Below are 17,563 nucleotides of genomic sequence, written 5' to 3'. Positions count from 1 at the left end.
TCATTCATACGAGAAGGGCTTTATCGTTATTGAAGCGTATGTAACCATCATGATACTTTTTCACTTGTGCTTTTTCCATCGACCTGATAAATCATTGTATTCATTTTCATTGATTCATAGTTTGATTGTTTTCATCAGTTCATCATGGATTTTTCCGTTGGAAGCGATCAGCGAATCATGAAAGAGACAGTAAGGATTCCCATCTTGATCCGTAACCTGTCCTCCTGCTTCTGTTAGGATCAAAACTCCTGCAGCGGTATCCCACGGATTGAGACCTTCATGCCAGAATCCAGTAATCTTCCCGGATGCAACTAAGCACAAATCCAAACTTGCCGCACCGAATATGCGAATGCTGCGGCTTTTCCCTGCCAACTTGTCCATTTGCTGAATGACACGGGATCCTGATTTAAAATCACTGGCTTGAAACCCTGTTGCTACAACTGCTTCAGCCAATGTTGATTCTTTTCCAACTCGGATCGGGCGGCCGTTCAGATAAGCCCCAAAGGACTTCCTTGCCGCATAAAGTTCACCTGTGATCGGATTGAACACAACACCAATCACAGGTTTTCCGGCCTTTACAACCCCAATCGAAACAGAGAAATGAGGAATGCCGTGAATGAAATTAGTGGTGCCATCAATCGGATCGATGATCCAACCATATCCCGAATCCTGATTTTTAAACACTTCATATGCATTGGCCTGACCGCAATCCTCTTCAGATAAAATCCAATGGTCAGGATAATCTTCCTGAATTTTTCCCCGAAGCAACTCCTCACTCAATTGATCAACCTCTGTCACAAGGTCGGAAATATTCTTTTTTTGCTGAATTTTTCCTTTATTACCTAAGCGCTCTTTAAGCAATTGGCCGGCTTGCAATGCATATTCAATCGCTGAGTCATACAAAACTTGTTCCAAACCCTTTTTGATGTTTATGGCCATTTCTCTTTCATCCCTTATTTCTTAACTAACGAGTTCTTCGATTTGTCCTTGATTTACACTATCTTTTTTTAAACTTCTTCCCGTCGCTTTATCAAATAAATGAATGGCTGAAATGTCGGCTGATATTTCAACTTCACGGCCATATTCCATTTTGATGTTTGGTTCAACGAAGAAACGAACCTGCTCATTGCCGACTTTTACATTGACGATTTGCGAATGGCCAATAGGCTCAACCATATGGACAATTCCTCTGATGCGAATATCCCCGTTGTTTCCTAATTTTAAATCATGAGGACGAATTCCTACATGTACGTCTGTTTCTTCTCCATCAAAATCGAGCCATTTGCGATCTAATTCAATGGTCATGTTTCGTAAACGAAGCTGGTTGTTCGATAGTTTTCCTTTCAGGAAGTTCATCGGAGGCGTTCCGATAAACTGAGCGACAAAATAGTCTTTCGGATGATTATATAATTCCATCGGCGTGCTGTATTGAATGATTTTTCCGTCTCTCATGACCGCTATACGATCCGCCATCGTCATTGCTTCTTCTTGATCATGGGTAACCAAAATCGTTGTGATGCCCAATTCTTTTTGGATGCGGGAAATTTCCTCTCTCATTTCAATTTTTAATCTGGCATCAAGATTGGACATTGGTTCATCCAACAACAGCACCTTTGGTTTTTTCACGATGGCGCGCGCCAGAGCCACTCGTTGCTGCTGACCTCCGGATAATTCACTCGGTTTTCGATCTAATAAATGCCCTAGCTGCACCATTTCAGCCGCCTGTTTCGCTCGTTCAATTCGCTCTTCTTTTGGAACTTTCTGTTGTTTCAATGGAAATGCGATATTCTCTAAAACCGTCATATGCGGATATAAAGCATAGCTTTGAAACACCATGCCGATATTTCGATCCTTTGGCTCTAAATCATTGACAAGCTGGCCATCAAAATAAATTTCACCGCTATCTGGCTTATAAATGCCAGCAATCATCAGCATCGTGGTAGACTTCCCGCAACCGCTCGGTCCAAGGAGAGCAACAAACTCTCCATCTTCTATCGTCAAGCTCATGTGATCAATCGTATTCGATTTTTTGTTGAAGGATTTACAAATATTTTTTAGCTCGATTTTCATACGCGCTTCCCTCCTCCTACACTTACTTGCATCAATGATTTTTGCGTAAAGATGAAAAACAGCAAGACCGGCAGCATATAAAACAGGGATACAGCACTTAATAATCCATAATTAACCAAGTTTGGATCACTGATTAATCTTTGGAGATAAGAGGCCAAAGTGACATTTTCATCGCTTAAAATAAACGTGTATAAGAGCAAAAATTCAGACCAACCAGATAAAAACGAGAAAATGCTAACGGCTGCAATTCCAGGCTTGATCAACGGAAGCACAATGGTGAACCAGACCTTCAAACGGCTGCATCCGTCAATCAGTCCAGCCCACTCTACATCCCATGGCACATCATCAAAAAATCCTTTAACAATCCAAGCTGTCATCGGAATTTGCAGAGCTGTTTTCACTAACACAACTCCCCAAAGGGAATCAAACAACCCCATAAAATTCAAAATATAATACACGGCAATAAGCAAAGCGATGCTCGGAAAAGCATGTAATAACAGCGTAGTCTTCATTAACGCCTGACGTCCCGGGAATTCGAGCCGAGATAAAGCATATCCGGCCATGACGCCGATAATGACTTCCAAGATAGTAAGAGTGCCTGAAAAAACGAAGGAATTCCAGGTTGCCGTCCAGATACTTGGGAGCTCGCTTCCTCCATGCTCCACGCTCGTCCATAAAAACTTCCAGTTTTCAAGTGTGAAACGAACAGGAATAAAACCGTATTTCATTTGTTCAGAAAAAGAACTTAACAAAAGCCACAAATACATCAAAATGATCGGCAGTGTGGTCAAACCCAAAACTCCATAGGCGATGATGAAAGGAATGCGCTTTTTCCATTTGGAAACCGATGTCATCACAGGTGCTGTTTCGGATCGATAACTGGTTACTTCCATTTCAACAGCCCCCTTCTTACTCGATTCTTGAAGAACCCATCATTTTTTTCATACCGAACCATTTCCACATGAGAGCCGAAAAGATCAATGCGATTAAAACAAGAACAAGAGAAATAGCCGAACCATAGCCAAATTCAAAGTTCTGAAAAGCTTTATGATACGAATACAAAGCCAGTACTTCGCTCTCAAACAAAGGTCCGCCGTTTGTAAGCAAGAGAATATATTCATAGGATGTGAGCAAAGACAAAAACTGCCATAGTGTCACAAACATGAGCGGCCAACGCACAGCCGGGATAATAATATCTTTAATGACCGACCATTGAGAAGCTCCATCTACGCTTGCGGCGTAGAATAAATCCTTCGGTATAGACTTAATAGCAGATGAAAAAATAATCATCCCAAACGAAGCTCCAATTAATCCATTGGCTAAAATGACAGCCGTCATCGGATGAGTGGTCAGCCATTTATCAGGTGGCATGTTAAAAAGAGCTCTTAAACTATTCAATACACCATATTCACTTGGGTCAAAAAACCATAACAAAAGGAGTGTGTACACAACCGGTGGGGAAATTCGCGGCAGCATCCAAATCGTTCGAAAAAACAGACCGACGGATTCTTTTTGAATGAAGTAGGTTGTCAGAATGCCTAAAGCCAGACCAAAAAACACATTAAACAACAATGTGAAGCCAACATAAATGATGGTGTTTTTCACAACCACCCCAATATTTGGATCGGTCACAAGCTTTTGAAAGTTCGCCAATCCATTAAAATCCCATCTCATGGCAGAATCCATGCTTGTAAATGCCAATATGGCGATCAATACAACAGGGAGAAAATAGAAAAGGGAAATAAGAATGATGAAAGGTCCAAGCATGACGGCTGGCAGCTTCCACCTTTTTAACACAGAGCCCACTTTTCTAACCTCCTTTAAAGATGGATATACCTGGCAGAAACGCGCCAGGTATCATCCACTTTTTATTCTACAATTTTCAATTGATCGCCAAGATCGTTTTTCAACTGTACTTCTAAATCTTTTAACGCTTCTTCAGGCGTTTTCTTTCCAAGCTCTACTGCTTGAATCGCGTTAAATACTGCTTTTGAATATTTAGGGAATCCTTCATGGTTTGGAAGGAATGTTGTATATTCAGTCATGTATGCCACTTTTCCTAATGTGATATTCGCTTTAAAGTCTGGATGTTCTGCGCCGCCTTTTGTGACAGGAAGATGGAATGTTTTCACATTATGCTCTGTTTGAAGCGCAGGATCAGCTACAAGTTCTAATAAACGTTTCACTAATTCAGGATGTTCTGTTTGTGATGAAACCGTATATACGAATGGATGAGAAAGAGTAATGCCTTTTCCGCCTTTTTCAGCCGCAGGAATGAGCATCATGCCAAAGTGCTCATTAACCCATTTTTCATCCACTTTTCCCAATTTTTCATGGAAATTGTCTTGTCCCCAGTTAAATACGTTCCAAATGCCGCCGTAGTAGAACAACGCTTTGCCGTTTACTACTGTCTTATGAATGTTGCTCCATTCCATTTGAGTGAGATTGTCTGGGATTAAGTCTTTCTTTGCAATATCATAGTAATAATCTAATTGTTTTTTAACGGCTTTTTTATCTAATACAATTTTATTTTCTTTCGGGTCATATAGTTTTCCGCCAAAGTTGTAAACCATCACATGGAAATCAGGACCATCTACTGGACGGTGAATAATGCCAAATTCCGCTAATCCTTTTGCTTTCGCTTCTTCAGCTAATTTCGTCATATCCTCTAATGTAAATTCACCATTCTTTACTTTTTCAGGAAGATTATTAATTTGCTCTTCGCTCCAACCAAGCTTTCTTAAGATATCTTTATTGTAGAAAACAGGACGCGCTTCCGTATCTTGCAGTGCACCCCAAATATGACCTTTATATGTTACAGAATCCCATAGAACTGGAAATACATCCGAATATTCCTTAGATTTTTTAAGTTCATCTAAAGGAAGTATGTAATTTCCATCCGCTAACCAACCAATGTTTTCATGTCCCGTTGTATAAATATCAGGCTCTTTTTTCGCCTTGAAAGCTAACATAAATTGTTTGGAATATTCTTCCCAACTGCCTTCAAATACGTTTGTTTTAACTTTTACTTGTATATTTTTTCCTTGTTTCTTTAACTCTTCATTTAGTTTTTCAGCCGCTTTTTCCAGATTTTCAACCCGAGTTACTTCTGGTGCAGCTGTTTGCGCTTCAATCGTTACCACTTTAGGCTTATTCGCATTCGCTTCACTTTCAGCCGACTGATCCGTTTTTCCACAACCAGTCAAAATCCCCATTCCAAGAACAAATGTAGACAAGACACTTGCTGTAACTTTTTTCATCTTTCTCATCTTTTCCTCACCTCATCCCTCATATTTTTTATAATTGTAAGATTGCTATATTCACGAGAGAATGAGATACAAACCTATAATGGGACCGTTCCCACACTCCATAAATTTCCCATCGCTTTCTCACCTCACACTTCATATTTTGTTTATGAATTGTAAGGTTGCCATATTAGGATTTGGTCATGGGATCGTTCCCATACCCCATACATTCTTCATCTTTTTCTCACCTCACACTCCATATTGTTTATGGAATGATAAGGTTGCTATATGAAAGGGGGATTAATCGTGGGACCGTTCCCACATGCCATAACTCTAGAATGATGTGGGAACCTTCCCACATCCACACTTGCTTGCCCCGTTATAAATTCCTAAAAATCCCCTTACTGAACTTTATGGCCACGATCGATCCAAAACCAGAAAGTTCATATCGGGGAATAACGATGACTTGGAAAGGTGATGTTTTACGTATGGTTGATCTGTTCTCGGCTAGATTTATATTAAGATCCATTCGTTGATTCCCGTATAACGAGTTTCGGCTCATATTCGATTTTTAACGGTTGTACATTCTCTTTTTTTATTAATTGATCCAATAGAAAAACCGCATCTTCTCCCATTTTTACCTGATCAACATGAACCGTAGTCAATGAAGGATGGAACATTTTCGAATAATCTGTATCATCAAAACCGACAACTGCTATATCATTAGGTATTTTCAATCCTTTTTCCAATAGGAATTTCATCGCGCCCATAGCCAACATATCGCTCGTAGCAAAAAGAGCTGTTGGCTTTCTAGCTAGGAAGTGATCCCAAATATCAGACAATCCCTTATAACCATCATCGAATGTTGATGTAGTTGAAAAATACGTATCTCTTATCGTAATTTCTCCGCCAAGCTCCCTAATACGTTGGCTAAACCCCTCAAACCGTAAGCTGTGGATACGATGATCCTGCGGACCGCTAATAACGAAGATTCTCCGATGACCTAATTGATACAAATGATCGGCGACGACACTTCCGCCTTTTCGATCATGATTGACAATGTGAATCACATCATCTTTTTCAATGGCGCCATTTACAATTACGTAAGGGACATTAAACTTGTCGATGTAACTAACCACTTCTTGATTAAGTTTGCTAATTAGGATGAGCCCGTCCACTCTTTTTTCCAACATAAAGTCCGCTGACTTTAAAGACGTTTCTTCATCTGTTTCAACAAATACGGAATAGTTAAGGCTTTTCGCTTTCTTAAGAATGGCATCGAGGATTTTTCCATAAAAAGGGTGGGTTGTAATCGAAGGATGTTGATGATAGATGATGACTCCAATATTGTTAGTCCGCTGAGAAACCATGGCCCTTGCCAATCCATTAGGTTTATATTGCAGCTCTTCAATCGCTTTTAATACTTTTTCACGCGCTTCCTTACTTGCAAATCCTTTACCCGAGATGACCCGCGAAACCGTTGACTTGGAAACTCCAGCCCGCAAAGCAATGTCTACAATGGTGTAATTCAATGAGGCAAACCCCCATGTTATCGCTATAAATCACATGCAATGTTACTGGTTTGTTATAAGACAAATTTTCTATATAAATGTGTAGCATGTATCAAGAAATCTGTCAACTACCTAAAGCATCGTGTTCAAGGAGTTCGTTCAATCGCATTTGTCGTGTAAGTCATACTACGAATGCTGATGAGATCAGTCATAAAGGCAAGGAGGACAAGATCATCCAATTCATTCGTCCAAGATTGGATTTTACTGTCCCCCTACGAAAAAATCAATAATTTGACGATCTCCTTCTTTATTCTAACACCCGCAACGAAGTTTCCATAAAACTCAATCGCAGTGATGATACAATCTTTTACGCCCCTTGATTCTGTACCTTTACACTCCCCTTTTCCTCTGCTTCTTTTATAAGGAACGATGTCAGTAAAGCGATGATGCTTCCAACAAAGCCGAATAGGAAGAGATTATGAATTCCCGTCATGAAATCTGGCGCCTTCGTTAAAAACGCTCCCATAATCGTTACTCCTATTGCCGTACCAATGTTACGGCAAAACATAAAGAACGAAGTAGAAATTCCCTTTTGATGCGGTTCAACCATTTGTTGCGAACCGATCACTCCGACCGTCGATGTCAAACCAAATGCGAGTCCTTGTACAAACATGGTGATAAATACATACCAAAATCCATGACTTTGATTTAACATCAGTAACAAGGCTCCTGATGCCACTAACAAAACGTTTCCAGTGATGAGTAAAAAACGATAGCCATACTTCAAAATCCATTTTCCCGCTGGCACAGACACCATCATCCAGCCAATCGCCATGCCAAGCAAAGCCACTCCGCTTATAAATAACGATTGATGGGCCACATGTTGTAAAAATAAAGGAATGTAGCTCGATGTGCCAAATAACGCAGCACAACCTAAAAAGCCGTTTAAGTTCATCCACTTAATCGTTTTATTGCTCACCATCGAAAGCGGAACAAGCGGCGAAGACTGTTTCTTTTCAAAAGAATAAAAAATAGCCATAAATAAAATTCCTACAATCGCGTAGATCAGCTGATTTTCCTCCACAACCGTATTCAGGAGAAGAAAACTTACACCGACAGCGAACAAAATCGCGCCGATATAGTCGACGCTCGATTTTTTCGGCTCATACACTTCTTGATATGGAAGAAGCGTTAGCAATGAAAGCAAGCATATTGGCAAGTTGACATAAAAAATCCAGCGCCATGACATATATTCTACAAAGAACGCACCAAGCAAAGGCGCCAGCAAAGCCGAAAGCCCCCACATCGCTGTAAAGAATGCTTGAATTTTCCCGCGCTTTTCGATCGAGAAAAGATCCCCGGCAATGATGGCTGGAAACGGCATCATAAATCCGGCTCCGATTCCTTGCACCGCACGGAAGATGACTAACTGCAACATACTTTGCGACATTCCGCAAAGGAGTGAGCCAATGAAAAACAAGATAATTCCGAATCCAAATACTTTTTTCCTTCCAAAAATATCAGATAATCTCCCTGCAATCGGCGAAAGAACGGTCGTTGTAATCATGTATGCCGCAAATGTCCAAGCATATAGTTCAAATCCACCTAGCTCTTTTGCGATAATGGGCATCGTCGTGTTCATGATGGTCGTATCCATCGATGCCACTAACATTGCAAGAACGATGCTGATCATCACAGTTGTTCTACTTTTCAATTATTGTCCCTCCTCTATATGTATTAATAAAACATTATATCACCAGCGGCAAAATATAAGAAATAAAAACAACCAAAAATGGTTTTATTTCGCTCATAGTGTTGCGCTTTCAAAGAAAAAGAAGAACAGAAACATGCGAGACACCCGATCGGCGTAATGAATAGCTCACTTGAAATATTCTGAAATAAACGGCTAATATTCACTTTATCAATAATCAATCGTAATTCAATTCATAATTCCCTTCGTGTTTTCGCACTCTATGTAGTGAGGCGAAAATATTACATGGTTTAATCACATTATGCCAATTAAAGTACTCAATTCGGAAGGGTATGGTTCTTCGTTTGATGTGGCAAAAGGAATTATATGGGCGGTCGACCACGGGGCTCGCGTGATTAACTTAAGTCTTGGAAATTATCAACCATCAGAACTTTTACAGGAAGCCGTTCGCTACGCATATGACCGGGATGTAGTGCTCATTGCTGCTTCTGGAAACGATTATTCAGCTCAGCCAAGTTTCCCAGCCGCATATCCTGAAGTGCTTAGTGTTGGTGCTGTGAATCCAGACGGTTCACTTGCAGAATTTTCTAATTACGGGGACTACTTAGATGTGGTAGCTCCAGGAACTGAAATTCCAAGTACGTTCGTGCATAACCGTTACGCGGCGCTTTCGGGAACATCCATGGCAGCTCCGCACGTCACGGCATTAGCGGGACTCATTCGCTCATTGAATCCTAATCTGACCAACACGGAAGTTATAGACATAATCAATAAATCTACGATCGACTTAGGTGTTCCTGGAAAAGATGTGCTGTTTGGAAACGGCTTAATCAATATATACAAAGCAATGCAATTTGCGAATAAAGGAAACAAAGCTTTCCCCCTCGAATAGGGGGATTTTTTACATAATCATCATTTATAAAAAAACACTTAGCATCTTGCTAAGTGCAAATTTCACGCTTATCTTTCGAATTTCTATATTAAAATAAAGTTTTCCGAATGCAATTTCTAAAACAGATTGGGGATCCGTTGTTAATGGTTATATCGATTGCTGTAACGCTTCTGTTAGCAAGCAAACCAGTGATACAACTCGTATCCGTATACCTTGAAGAAAGTATCTGCTCCATCGTTAATGATGTTTTTTATGACATATTTTTGAACAAATAATGAAAAAGGGACTAGTTATATCCCACCACCTCCACCGTCTCCGCCACCGCAGCCGCCGCCAAAATCGCCGCCAAAGTCACTGTTTCCACAGTCGTTTTGATGATGAGATGACGTATCGTGATAATATGGTGGAAGGAAATGATTTTCGCTGTTTTGTCGTTTTATTCCACTACTAGAACCGCTTGTTAACAGCAAAAAGACAATAGTAATAAATATAAACATTAACGCAATCATTATAATTACTACCATACGATTCACCTCGAGCTTTTCTCTTACATGTAAAAGCAATCATGTTCCCATCTTTCTCAGCTGCAAAAACCGGTGGCATTTCTATAAATTCTGGTGTTATGGTTACGACATGCCTCTATAAATTTATATTCGACACAAAATTATAAAATCCTACTTTTTCCAAAATACAATCGTTTTTTGTCCAAGGTAATTAAGTCCTGTATAAAACAAAGCTCCTAATAATACGGCTACATCTTCACGGACATGTATAAATAGATGAGGATATAAAACGGCAAGCCGGTGGGCAACCATTTGACTAAATGAATATGCCAGATAGTAACAAGAGAGGATCACAACAATAAATCGCAACATTCCATTGATGATCAAAACGTCACTATGAAACGTAAAGGAACGGTTTAAGAAAAAACTAACACTTGCACCAACTGCGTTTCCGATGAACGTAGCCCACCAGTACGAAAGATGAAGCCCGCGCAACATGAAAAACATCATGGATAAGCCAACCATTGTATTCACGATTCCTACAAGCAGAAAGCGAAAAAACGGATTAGTTCGATTCCGATAACCTTTTAAAGTCAACATGCGCATGTTCCTCCGCTGCAGGAGATGCGTGACTTTCCCGAAACAGCATAGGTAAATTTAATAAATCAATATCAACAATATATCTCGGACGACGTTTTGTTTCCTTGTAAATTTTTCCGATATACTCGCCGATTAAACCAAACGCAATTAACTGCAATCCACCTAGAAGCCAAATCGACATGATGAGAGATGTCCATCCTGTCTGTGTGTGTCCGGTAAATTTTAAAAAGACAAAATAAATCCCAAATAAAAGGCTGACAAAAAACGAAATAAATCCAATGATTGAAATGAAGCGAATCGGTGTGATGCTGAAAGACGTAATCCCGTCTAAAGCAAATGCCAGCATTTTCTTTAACGGATATTTCGTTTCACCTGCCAATCGCTCTTTTCGATCATAATAAACAGCAGTGGAACGAAACCCTAGTAAAGGAACCACTCCTCGCAAAAATAAATGAACTTCCTCGAACCGTTCAAGTTCTTCAACGGAGCGGCGGCTCATTAAGCGATAATCAGCATGGTTATAAACTAGATTCACTCCCATCGCTTTCATCAGTTTATAAAACCCTTGTGCCGTATGCCGTTTGAAAAATGTATCTGTATCCCGCTTTTTTCTCACTCCATACACAATTTCATATCCTTCATGAAATTTTTGAACAAATTCCCGAATGACCGAAATATCATCCTGTAAGTCAGCATCAATCGAAACAATGCAGTCAGAAACAAATTTCGCCGCAAACATCCCGGCTAACAAGGCATTTTGGTGACCAGCATTGCTCGCTAATTTCAAACCTTTTACTTCTTCATGACGCAAGCTCGCTTTATAAATGATTTGCCATGTGTGATCGTTGCTTCCGTCATCAACAAACAATAGTTTGCTTTGACATGAAACAAGTTTTTCTTCCATTAGTTGTTCCAACAGATGAAGAAGCTGGCTGATCGTTTCGGGAAGCACTTCCTCTTCGTTATAGCATGGAACAACGATGGTAAGCACCGGTTCATTCATGTTGTTTTCCTCCTTATGGCGTCGCTTTATATAGATGGATTTTCCATGCCGATTCTTTCGAATGAAATATTTTCTCAAGTTTCAGCTGATTCTCTTCCGTATTTTTGATAGGCAGAGCTGAAAAAATGTACCGCCCGCCCATTTCATAGAATGCGTCCGTATTTAACCGCAAATTTTGAATCTCTTTCTTCGAATTCTTTTTAAACATATAATGCTTGCCGAGCTCATCGACAAAGATATAACAACGTCCGCCCCACTCATCAAAATACTCTTTAAGCTTTTCGTTTTTCTCCAACTCATGCTCAATTATTTTTCGAAACTGATGTTTGTACGTCAGCGGATAAAAATTGTTGTATGTATCGAGTGTATAAAACCCATTGTATTGGGCAATGGCTGGATGAATCCCGATGCTTGCAACGCGGTACGTTTCTACCGGAAGCCCTATGTATTCTTTAATTTCCCGAAATTGTTTTTCTGCATAAAACTCTTTAAAGGATGGCTTCTTTCGAAAGATGATTTCTTCATTAAATGATGCAAGTATAAGAAGTTGTGCAACGATCAAAATGTTGGCTATTCTTCTCCACACTTCTCCTTCACGCCATAAAATTTTGAGCGAAAACGCAAATAAAACGTAAATCACGATTGGCCGCAAAAAGTGATAACGAGCAAAATTAAACTTGTCCAGTAGGTCAAACCTCTCTGTCAATGGGAGCCAACCCTTATAAAACCAAAATGCATACCATGTGGAAAGCGCAAAATTTAAGATATGAAGAAAAAGAAACAACCTTTCTTGCTTCCATAATTTTTTTTTCCAAACAACAAATAAAGCAAATAACGTTACCGGCAAAATAACAAACGCATGTACAGTCATGACGTGATTATGTCCAAGGACATAGTTTTTAAACGTAAGGCGAATCACCCACCATAGAGGGAGACGGGCATGAAAATATTCATCGCGGCTTGTCGGTTCCTCGGAAAATAAAAGCGAGTGCACGAGTCGATACTCAACAGCTAAATAAATCGCAGTCATGTAAACAATCGCCAATAAAAAACGAACGTTCCATCCTTTCCCACGCACCACATCAACAAGCCAAACCATTCCCATTGCGCTTAAGAAAAAGAAAAAGCCAAGAACGAGGCTTGAATAGAACGGCAAAAGCGTTAATACGAGGTAATTCACCCACGAACGTTCACCATCACGAATGTTTAAAAATGCCCATAACGCTAAAGGCATTCCAAGTGTACTAAGCATTCCTGACGGCCAAAACGGAGTTAAAGCGAATGCTAACGCCACTCCGACACGAATCCATGCCCATTCTGGTGCCTGAATAAAATGTTTTTTCAAAAGCAAATACATGCCAATAAACGCAAACACACGCGTGATGGTTTGGCTTAAACCGTATGCATAAATGGAAGGAAATAACGCATGCAGCCATACAATCAAGCTAAATTCCGTACCAAATGCGTTGCGCGGCAGACCGTTAATAATTTGTGGAACAACCGCATCCACTGAACCGAATAATTCACCGCTTCTGATTAACACTTTATACCAGGCAATATTCGAATCTAAATTATCGTGGACACGCATATGTGCATTTTCGCCGAGAAGAAAATATGGCGACACAAAAACAGCTATTGCAAGGAACGAGAAGAAAATCATCTTTTTTTCATGTTTAAGAATCTCTCTATTCAACAACTCTCTTCTCTCCTTCGATTTCAATATTGGCAGCTGCTGAACGTCTTCCTTTAGTTTTTAACATCAAAAGGAAAATATTCATTTTGGTGAATTCAAAAAGAATTTAGAAAGTCACATATACATGCTGAAAGAAGGGGGCTTCCGCAGAATTTGTGGAGAAAATGACGGAGCAAATTGAAAAGATGTAAGAGGAAATGACAAAGTAATGAAACCAGGCTTCCATTCACTTGCAACAAAAAAACTCGATATCTCCAAATAGGATATCGAGCACCATTTTTTATACATATCCAAGCCTTGCGGAAATTTGTTTACCGATTTGCAGCATTCTCGCTTGCAGCTGTTCGATTCGTTCATCGGTCATACGTATGGTTGGACCGGAGACGCTGACAGCGGCAATGACTTTTCCTACATGGTCGAAAATCGGTACGGCAATACAGCGAATCCCGTATTCGTTTTCCTCTAAGTCAAGAGCATATCCCTTTTGTCTTACTTGAGAGAGTTCTTTAAGAAATTCATCTTGATCGGTAATCGTTTTATCAGTATGCCTTGGCATTCCTTTACGTTCTAAAATATCGAGCACAACATTAGACGGCAAATGCGCTAAAATCGCTTTTCCTACTGCCGTGCAATGCATCGGAGCTCTTTTGCCGACTTTCGAATGCATGCGCAGCGTTTCCGTTCCTTCTAACTTTTCGATGTAGATCACTTCGCCTTGGTCATAAACGACAAGATGAATGACCTCATTTGTTTCTTTCTCAAGCTCTTGCAGGAATGGTCTTGCCTCTTTTCTTAAATCGATTGATTCGAGCAGCTTCGAACTCATCTCCAAAAATTTGTAACCAAGTTTGTAACGGCTTGTTTCTTCATCCTGCTCCATGTACCCATACTGAACAAGCGTCGATAAAATTCGATATACAGAACTTTTATTAATATCCATTTGTTTCGCAATTTCTGTAACGCCTAAGCCATCCTTTTCCGAACTGACGATCTCGATAATATCTAATGCCCGGCTCACAGACTTGACCATATTTTCTCTTTCCACGCTCTCTCACCTCTAACAAAAGACATGATAATTCATTATAACATTTGTTTCCGGGCATATAAGCAATCACTAACTAATTTTAGCGCGTTCTTTTGCCGCAGCAAACGTATTGCGAAGCGTTCCGATTTCTTCAATCTCACACTCAATAATATCCCCTGCCTTAACGAATTCGGCACCGATCGGACTTCCTGTTAAAATCACATCCCCCGGCTTCAGCGTCATAATATTCGTCAGATAAGAAATCATTTTACAGATTGGAATAATCATGAATTCAGTTGGGCTGTTTTGTTTTTCAACTCCGTTCAGTCTTGCCTTTACATTCACGTTGAAAGGGTCGAGTTCCGTTTCAATCACCGGACCTAATGGAGTGAATGTGTCAAACGCTTTCCCGAGTGTCCAATGGCCGTCTCGATGAAAAAATTGTGGTGCGGTTACATCGTTTCCAATCGTATAACCGAACACATAATCCAACACATCTGATTCAGGAACATTTTTCGCTTCCTTCCCAATCACAACGGCTAACTCTGATTCAAACTTGACTTGGTCAATTCCTTTTGGGATGACAATTTCTTCTTCAGGTCCAATTACCGATGAAGTCGGTTTGAAGAAGAATACCGGAATTTCCGGCAGCACATCGGGAAGGTCTTTTTTCTGTGAGACGTAGTTTGCACCGATTCCGATAATTTGGTTCGGTTCTAACGGGGCAAGAAATTTGACTTCATGTTCGGAAAAGGTTTTACCTGTATATTCCCATTCACTAAACATATCCCCTTGAATTTCTCTTATCACACCATCTATTACGATACCTGTATACATTTCTCCATTGGCAATAAATCTGGCAAATTTCATCACTTAACTCCTCCGACTATGTTAATTACGAGCAACTACCGCTTTGGCATCGCTCACGGCTGCTTTTACAACTTTTTTATCAAGTAGAAAATCATTATGACGATCGCACAACAGTCTTTCCAATTCCTCACACGCAGTGTTGCGTACATGAAAGGGCATTCTAAATTGATTAGAATGCCCTCACAGTTACTTGTATAATCGCTTACTGTTTTACCGCAAACTTTGCTTTAGCTTCCAAGCGGCGGCGGTGCAAAATTGGTTCCGTGTAACCGTTCGGCTGCTCATAGCCTTTGAAAATGAGATCGCAGGCCGCTTGGAAAGCGACTGAGTTGTCATAGTCTTCAGACATTGGCCGATATGCAGGATCCCCAGCGTTTTGCTCATCAACGACTTTCGCCATGCGTTTTAACGTTTCAAGCACTTGTTCTTTTGTGCAAATTCCGTGGTGAAGCCAGTTCGCGATATGCTGGCTGGAAATTCTTAATGTCGCTCTGTCTTCCATCAGCCCGATGTTGTTAATATCAGGTACTTTCGAGCAGCCAATTCCTTGCTCCACCCAACGGACAACATATCCTAGTATACCTTGAACGTTGTTGTCAAGTTCTTGCTGAATTTCTTCAGGGGTCCAATTAGGGTTGGCCGCCACTGGAATTTGTAAAATTTCATCGCGAAAATCTTTAAGCTCTTTGCCTAATTCATTTTGTACTTTTGTTACATCAATTTGGTGATAGTGGAGAGCGTGCAAGACTGCTGCCGTTGGTGAAGGAACCCATGCCGTATTGGCACCTGCTTTAAGTTGACTGCCTTTTTGCTTCAGCATTTCTGCCATCATATCCGGCATCGCCCACATTCCTTTACCGATTTGCGCCCGTCCTTGGAAGCCGCAGGCAAGGCCAATGCTTACATTTGATTTCTCATATGCTTGCAGCCACGCTGATGTTTTCATATCATTTTTGCGAATCATCGGTCCTGCTTCCATCGAAGTATGGATTTCATCGCCAGTTCGATCTAAGAAACCGGTATTAATAAACACAATGCGGTCTCTTACTTGGTAAATGCAGTTTTTCAAATTCAGCGTTGTGCGGCGTTCCTCGTCCATCACACCGATTTTAATTGTATTTCGCTCCAGCCCGAGCATGTCTTCAACACGATCAAACAGTTCATCCGCAAAAGCGACTTCTTCCGAGCCGTGCATTTTCGGCTTAACAATATAGATGGAGCCTTTTTTGGAGTTGCGATATCGGCCATTTCCTAAGAGAGAATGTTTCGCAATCAAACTAGTGACAACCGCATCTAAAATTCCTTCATAAACTTCCTGGCCATCCTGATCTAATACGGCATCATTGGTCATCAAATGTCCAACGTTGCGGATGAACATGAGCGAACGTCCTGGCAATGTCAACTCTTCTCCAGTTGCCGTCGTATAAATACGGTCAGGATTGAGCGCACGCGTGATTGTTTTATTTCCTTTTGTGAATGTAGCCGTCAAATCTCCTTTCATCAATCCTAACAAGTTGCGGTATACATGCACCTTATCCTCAGCATCTACAGCAGCCACAGAGTCCTCGCAATCCATAATTGTTGTCAGCGCAGCTTCCAATAAAATATCTTTTACACCCGCTCCATCTGTTTTGCCGACAGGGTGATTGCGATCGATTTGGATTTCAATATGCAATCCGTTATTTTTCAGCAAGATAGCCGATGGGTCTTCCGGATTTCCTTGATAGCCGACAAATTTTTCTTCATCTTGAAGGCTTGTTGTCTTGCCATCCTTGACGAAAACAGACAATTTTCCATCGACGACTGCATACTTGACAACATCTTTATGAGAGTATTCGTTTAACGGCACAGCTTCATCAAGGAATTGTTTGGCATAGGCAATCACTTTCTCACCACGGACTGGGTTGTAACGATCTCCGCGTTGTGCGCCATCTTCTTCGCTGATCGCATCCGTTCCGTAAAGAGCATCATAAAGACTTCCCCAACGCGCGTTGGCAGCGTTCAGTGCATAGCGAGCATTGCTTACTGGAACGACTAACTGCGGACCGGCTTGTAAGGCGATTTCATCATCTACCCCTTCAGTCGTAATCTGAAAATCTTCTACTTCTGGTTCTAAATAACCGATCTCTTGCAAAAACGATTTATACTTTTCAAAGTCAAAATTCCCTTTATTTTCCCTATGCCATGTATTGATTTTTGCTTGAATCTCATCCCTGCGAGCTAACAACGCCTTATTTTTTGGAGTCAAGTCTTTGATTAATGTTTCCAAATCGGACCAGAACTGCTCGCTGTTTAATCCGCTTCCAGGAAGGACTTCTGAATTGATGAAATCATAAAAAATACGAGCCACTTGAAGGTTTCCTACTTTTACATAGTCTTTCATACCATATTTCCTCCTTTTATATTTATGTTGTTTGTTATTACGAAACGATGTTTCATAA

General features: G+C 40.5%; 14 protein-coding genes and 1 pseudogene. 1 reads left to right on the top strand and 14 read right to left on the bottom strand.

Annotated elements, in window-relative coordinates; all coding sequences use genetic code 11:
• Nucleotides 1-114: 114 nt before the first annotated feature.
• The 7 genes from EDD69_RS13785 to EDD69_RS13755 form a co-directional block, all read right to left on the bottom strand.
• Nucleotides 115-939, bottom strand: coding sequence for an inositol monophosphatase family protein (locus EDD69_RS13785; protein WP_132949490.1), 825 nt, complete (start codon nucleotides 937-939; stop codon nucleotides 115-117).
• Nucleotides 940-960: 21 nt separating this feature from the next.
• The gene (locus EDD69_RS13780) at nucleotides 961-2,070 is read right to left on the bottom strand and encodes an ABC transporter ATP-binding protein (protein ID WP_132949489.1); all 1,110 of its coding nucleotides are present in this window, start codon (nucleotides 2,068-2,070) and stop codon (nucleotides 961-963) included.
• The gene (locus EDD69_RS13775) at nucleotides 2,067-2,963 is read right to left on the bottom strand and encodes a carbohydrate ABC transporter permease (RefSeq protein WP_132949488.1); all 897 of its coding nucleotides are present in this window, start codon (nucleotides 2,961-2,963) and stop codon (nucleotides 2,067-2,069) included. The genes EDD69_RS13780 and EDD69_RS13775 overlap by 4 nt, the downstream gene beginning before the upstream one ends.
• Nucleotides 2,964-2,979: 16 nt before the next feature.
• On the bottom strand, nucleotides 2,980-3,876 hold the full coding sequence (locus EDD69_RS13770) for a carbohydrate ABC transporter permease (RefSeq protein WP_132949487.1): 897 nt from the start codon (nucleotides 3,874-3,876) through the stop codon (nucleotides 2,980-2,982).
• Between the two features lie 62 nt (nucleotides 3,877-3,938).
• A complete protein-coding gene (locus EDD69_RS13765) occupies nucleotides 3,939-5,339 on the bottom strand; it encodes a sugar ABC transporter substrate-binding protein (RefSeq protein WP_132949486.1) in 1,401 nt (466 codons plus the stop codon).
• A gap of 494 nt (nucleotides 5,340-5,833) precedes the next feature.
• Nucleotides 5,834-6,847 carry a LacI family DNA-binding transcriptional regulator gene (locus EDD69_RS13760; RefSeq protein ID WP_132949485.1) on the bottom strand — a complete coding sequence of 338 codons (1,014 nt, stop codon included), beginning with the start codon at nucleotides 6,845-6,847 and terminating at the stop codon, nucleotides 5,834-5,836.
• Between the two features lie 346 nt (nucleotides 6,848-7,193).
• Nucleotides 7,194-8,540 carry an MDR family MFS transporter gene (locus EDD69_RS13755; RefSeq protein ID WP_132949484.1) on the bottom strand — a complete coding sequence of 449 codons (1,347 nt, stop codon included), beginning with the start codon at nucleotides 8,538-8,540 and terminating at the stop codon, nucleotides 7,194-7,196.
• Nucleotides 8,541-8,817: 277 nt separating this feature from the next.
• Here EDD69_RS13755 and EDD69_RS13750 point away from each other — a divergent pair.
• Nucleotides 8,818-9,429 (top strand): annotated as a pseudogene (locus EDD69_RS13750) (S8 family serine peptidase); the annotation flags it as partial.
• A 290-nt stretch (nucleotides 9,430-9,719) separates the two neighbouring features.
• On the opposite strand, the gene EDD69_RS13745 reads toward EDD69_RS13750, so the two are convergent.
• The 7 genes from EDD69_RS13745 to EDD69_RS13715 all read right to left on the bottom strand — a co-directional run bounded on the left by EDD69_RS13745 (nucleotide 9,720) and on the right by EDD69_RS13715 (nucleotide 17,505).
• Nucleotides 9,720-9,953 (bottom strand): hypothetical protein, encoded by a 234-nt coding sequence (locus EDD69_RS13745; protein WP_132949482.1) that lies wholly within the window; start codon nucleotides 9,951-9,953, stop codon nucleotides 9,720-9,722.
• Nucleotides 9,954-10,103: 150 nt separating this feature from the next.
• Nucleotides 10,104-10,532, bottom strand: a complete 429-nt coding sequence (locus EDD69_RS13740; RefSeq protein WP_132949481.1) for a GtrA family protein — start codon at nucleotides 10,530-10,532, stop codon at nucleotides 10,104-10,106.
• Nucleotides 10,498-11,535: a glycosyltransferase family 2 protein gene (locus EDD69_RS13735; protein ID WP_132949480.1), complete on the bottom strand. Its 1,038-nt coding sequence runs from the start codon at nucleotides 11,533-11,535 to the stop codon at nucleotides 10,498-10,500. The genes EDD69_RS13740 and EDD69_RS13735 overlap by 35 nt, the downstream gene beginning before the upstream one ends.
• A 13-nt stretch (nucleotides 11,536-11,548) precedes the next feature.
• Nucleotides 11,549-13,195 (bottom strand): DUF6044 family protein, encoded by a 1,647-nt coding sequence (locus EDD69_RS13730; protein ID WP_165871803.1) that lies wholly within the window; start codon nucleotides 13,193-13,195, stop codon nucleotides 11,549-11,551.
• 313 nt (nucleotides 13,196-13,508) lie between these two features.
• Nucleotides 13,509-14,273 carry an IclR family transcriptional regulator gene (locus EDD69_RS13725; RefSeq protein ID WP_132949479.1) on the bottom strand — a complete coding sequence of 255 codons (765 nt, stop codon included), beginning with the start codon at nucleotides 14,271-14,273 and terminating at the stop codon, nucleotides 13,509-13,511.
• A 69-nt stretch (nucleotides 14,274-14,342) separates the two neighbouring features.
• Nucleotides 14,343-15,122, bottom strand: a complete 780-nt coding sequence (locus tag EDD69_RS13720) for a fumarylacetoacetate hydrolase family protein (protein ID WP_132949478.1) — start codon at nucleotides 15,120-15,122, stop codon at nucleotides 14,343-14,345.
• Nucleotides 15,123-15,324: 202 nt separating this feature from the next.
• Nucleotides 15,325-17,505 (bottom strand): malate synthase G, encoded by a 2,181-nt coding sequence (locus tag EDD69_RS13715; RefSeq protein WP_132949477.1) that lies wholly within the window; start codon nucleotides 17,503-17,505, stop codon nucleotides 15,325-15,327.
• Nucleotides 17,506-17,563 lie beyond the last annotated feature (58 nt).

The organism is Thermolongibacillus altinsuensis, from assembly GCF_004341205.1.
Lineage (GTDB): Bacteria > Bacillota > Bacilli > Bacillales > Anoxybacillaceae > Thermolongibacillus > Thermolongibacillus altinsuensis.
The sequence above is the reverse complement of the archived record's forward strand: the minus strand, read 5'-3'. Positions and strand labels throughout refer to the sequence as shown.

What these genes read in the sequence shown, in the direction of transcription:
- EDD69_RS13785 (WP_132949490.1), bottom strand. Translation starts at nt 939, where the DNA reads ATGGCCATAAACATCAAAAAGGGTTTGGAACAAGTTTTGTATGACTCA.
- EDD69_RS13780 (WP_132949489.1), bottom strand. Translation starts at nt 2,070, where the DNA reads ATGAAAATCGAGCTAAAAAATATTTGTAAATCCTTCAACAAAAAATCG.
- EDD69_RS13775 (WP_132949488.1), bottom strand. Translation starts at nt 2,963, where the DNA reads ATGGAAGTAACCAGTTATCGATCCGAAACAGCACCTGTGATGACATCG.
- EDD69_RS13765 (WP_132949486.1), bottom strand. Translation starts at nt 5,339, where the DNA reads ATGAGAAAGATGAAAAAAGTTACAGCAAGTGTCTTGTCTACATTTGTT.
- EDD69_RS13745 (WP_132949482.1), bottom strand. Translation starts at nt 9,953, where the DNA reads ATGGTAGTAATTATAATGATTGCGTTAATGTTTATATTTATTACTATT.
- EDD69_RS13740 (WP_132949481.1), bottom strand. Translation starts at nt 10,532, where the DNA reads ATGTTGACTTTAAAAGGTTATCGGAATCGAACTAATCCGTTTTTTCGC.
- EDD69_RS13735 (WP_132949480.1), bottom strand. Translation starts at nt 11,535, where the DNA reads ATGAATGAACCGGTGCTTACCATCGTTGTTCCATGCTATAACGAAGAG.
- EDD69_RS13730 (WP_165871803.1), bottom strand. Translation starts at nt 13,195, where the DNA reads ATGATTTTCTTCTCGTTCCTTGCAATAGCTGTTTTTGTGTCGCCATAT.
- EDD69_RS13720 (WP_132949478.1), bottom strand. Translation starts at nt 15,122, where the DNA reads ATGAAATTTGCCAGATTTATTGCCAATGGAGAAATGTATACAGGTATC.
- EDD69_RS13715 (WP_132949477.1), bottom strand. Translation starts at nt 17,505, where the DNA reads ATGAAAGACTATGTAAAAGTAGGAAACCTTCAAGTGGCTCGTATTTTT.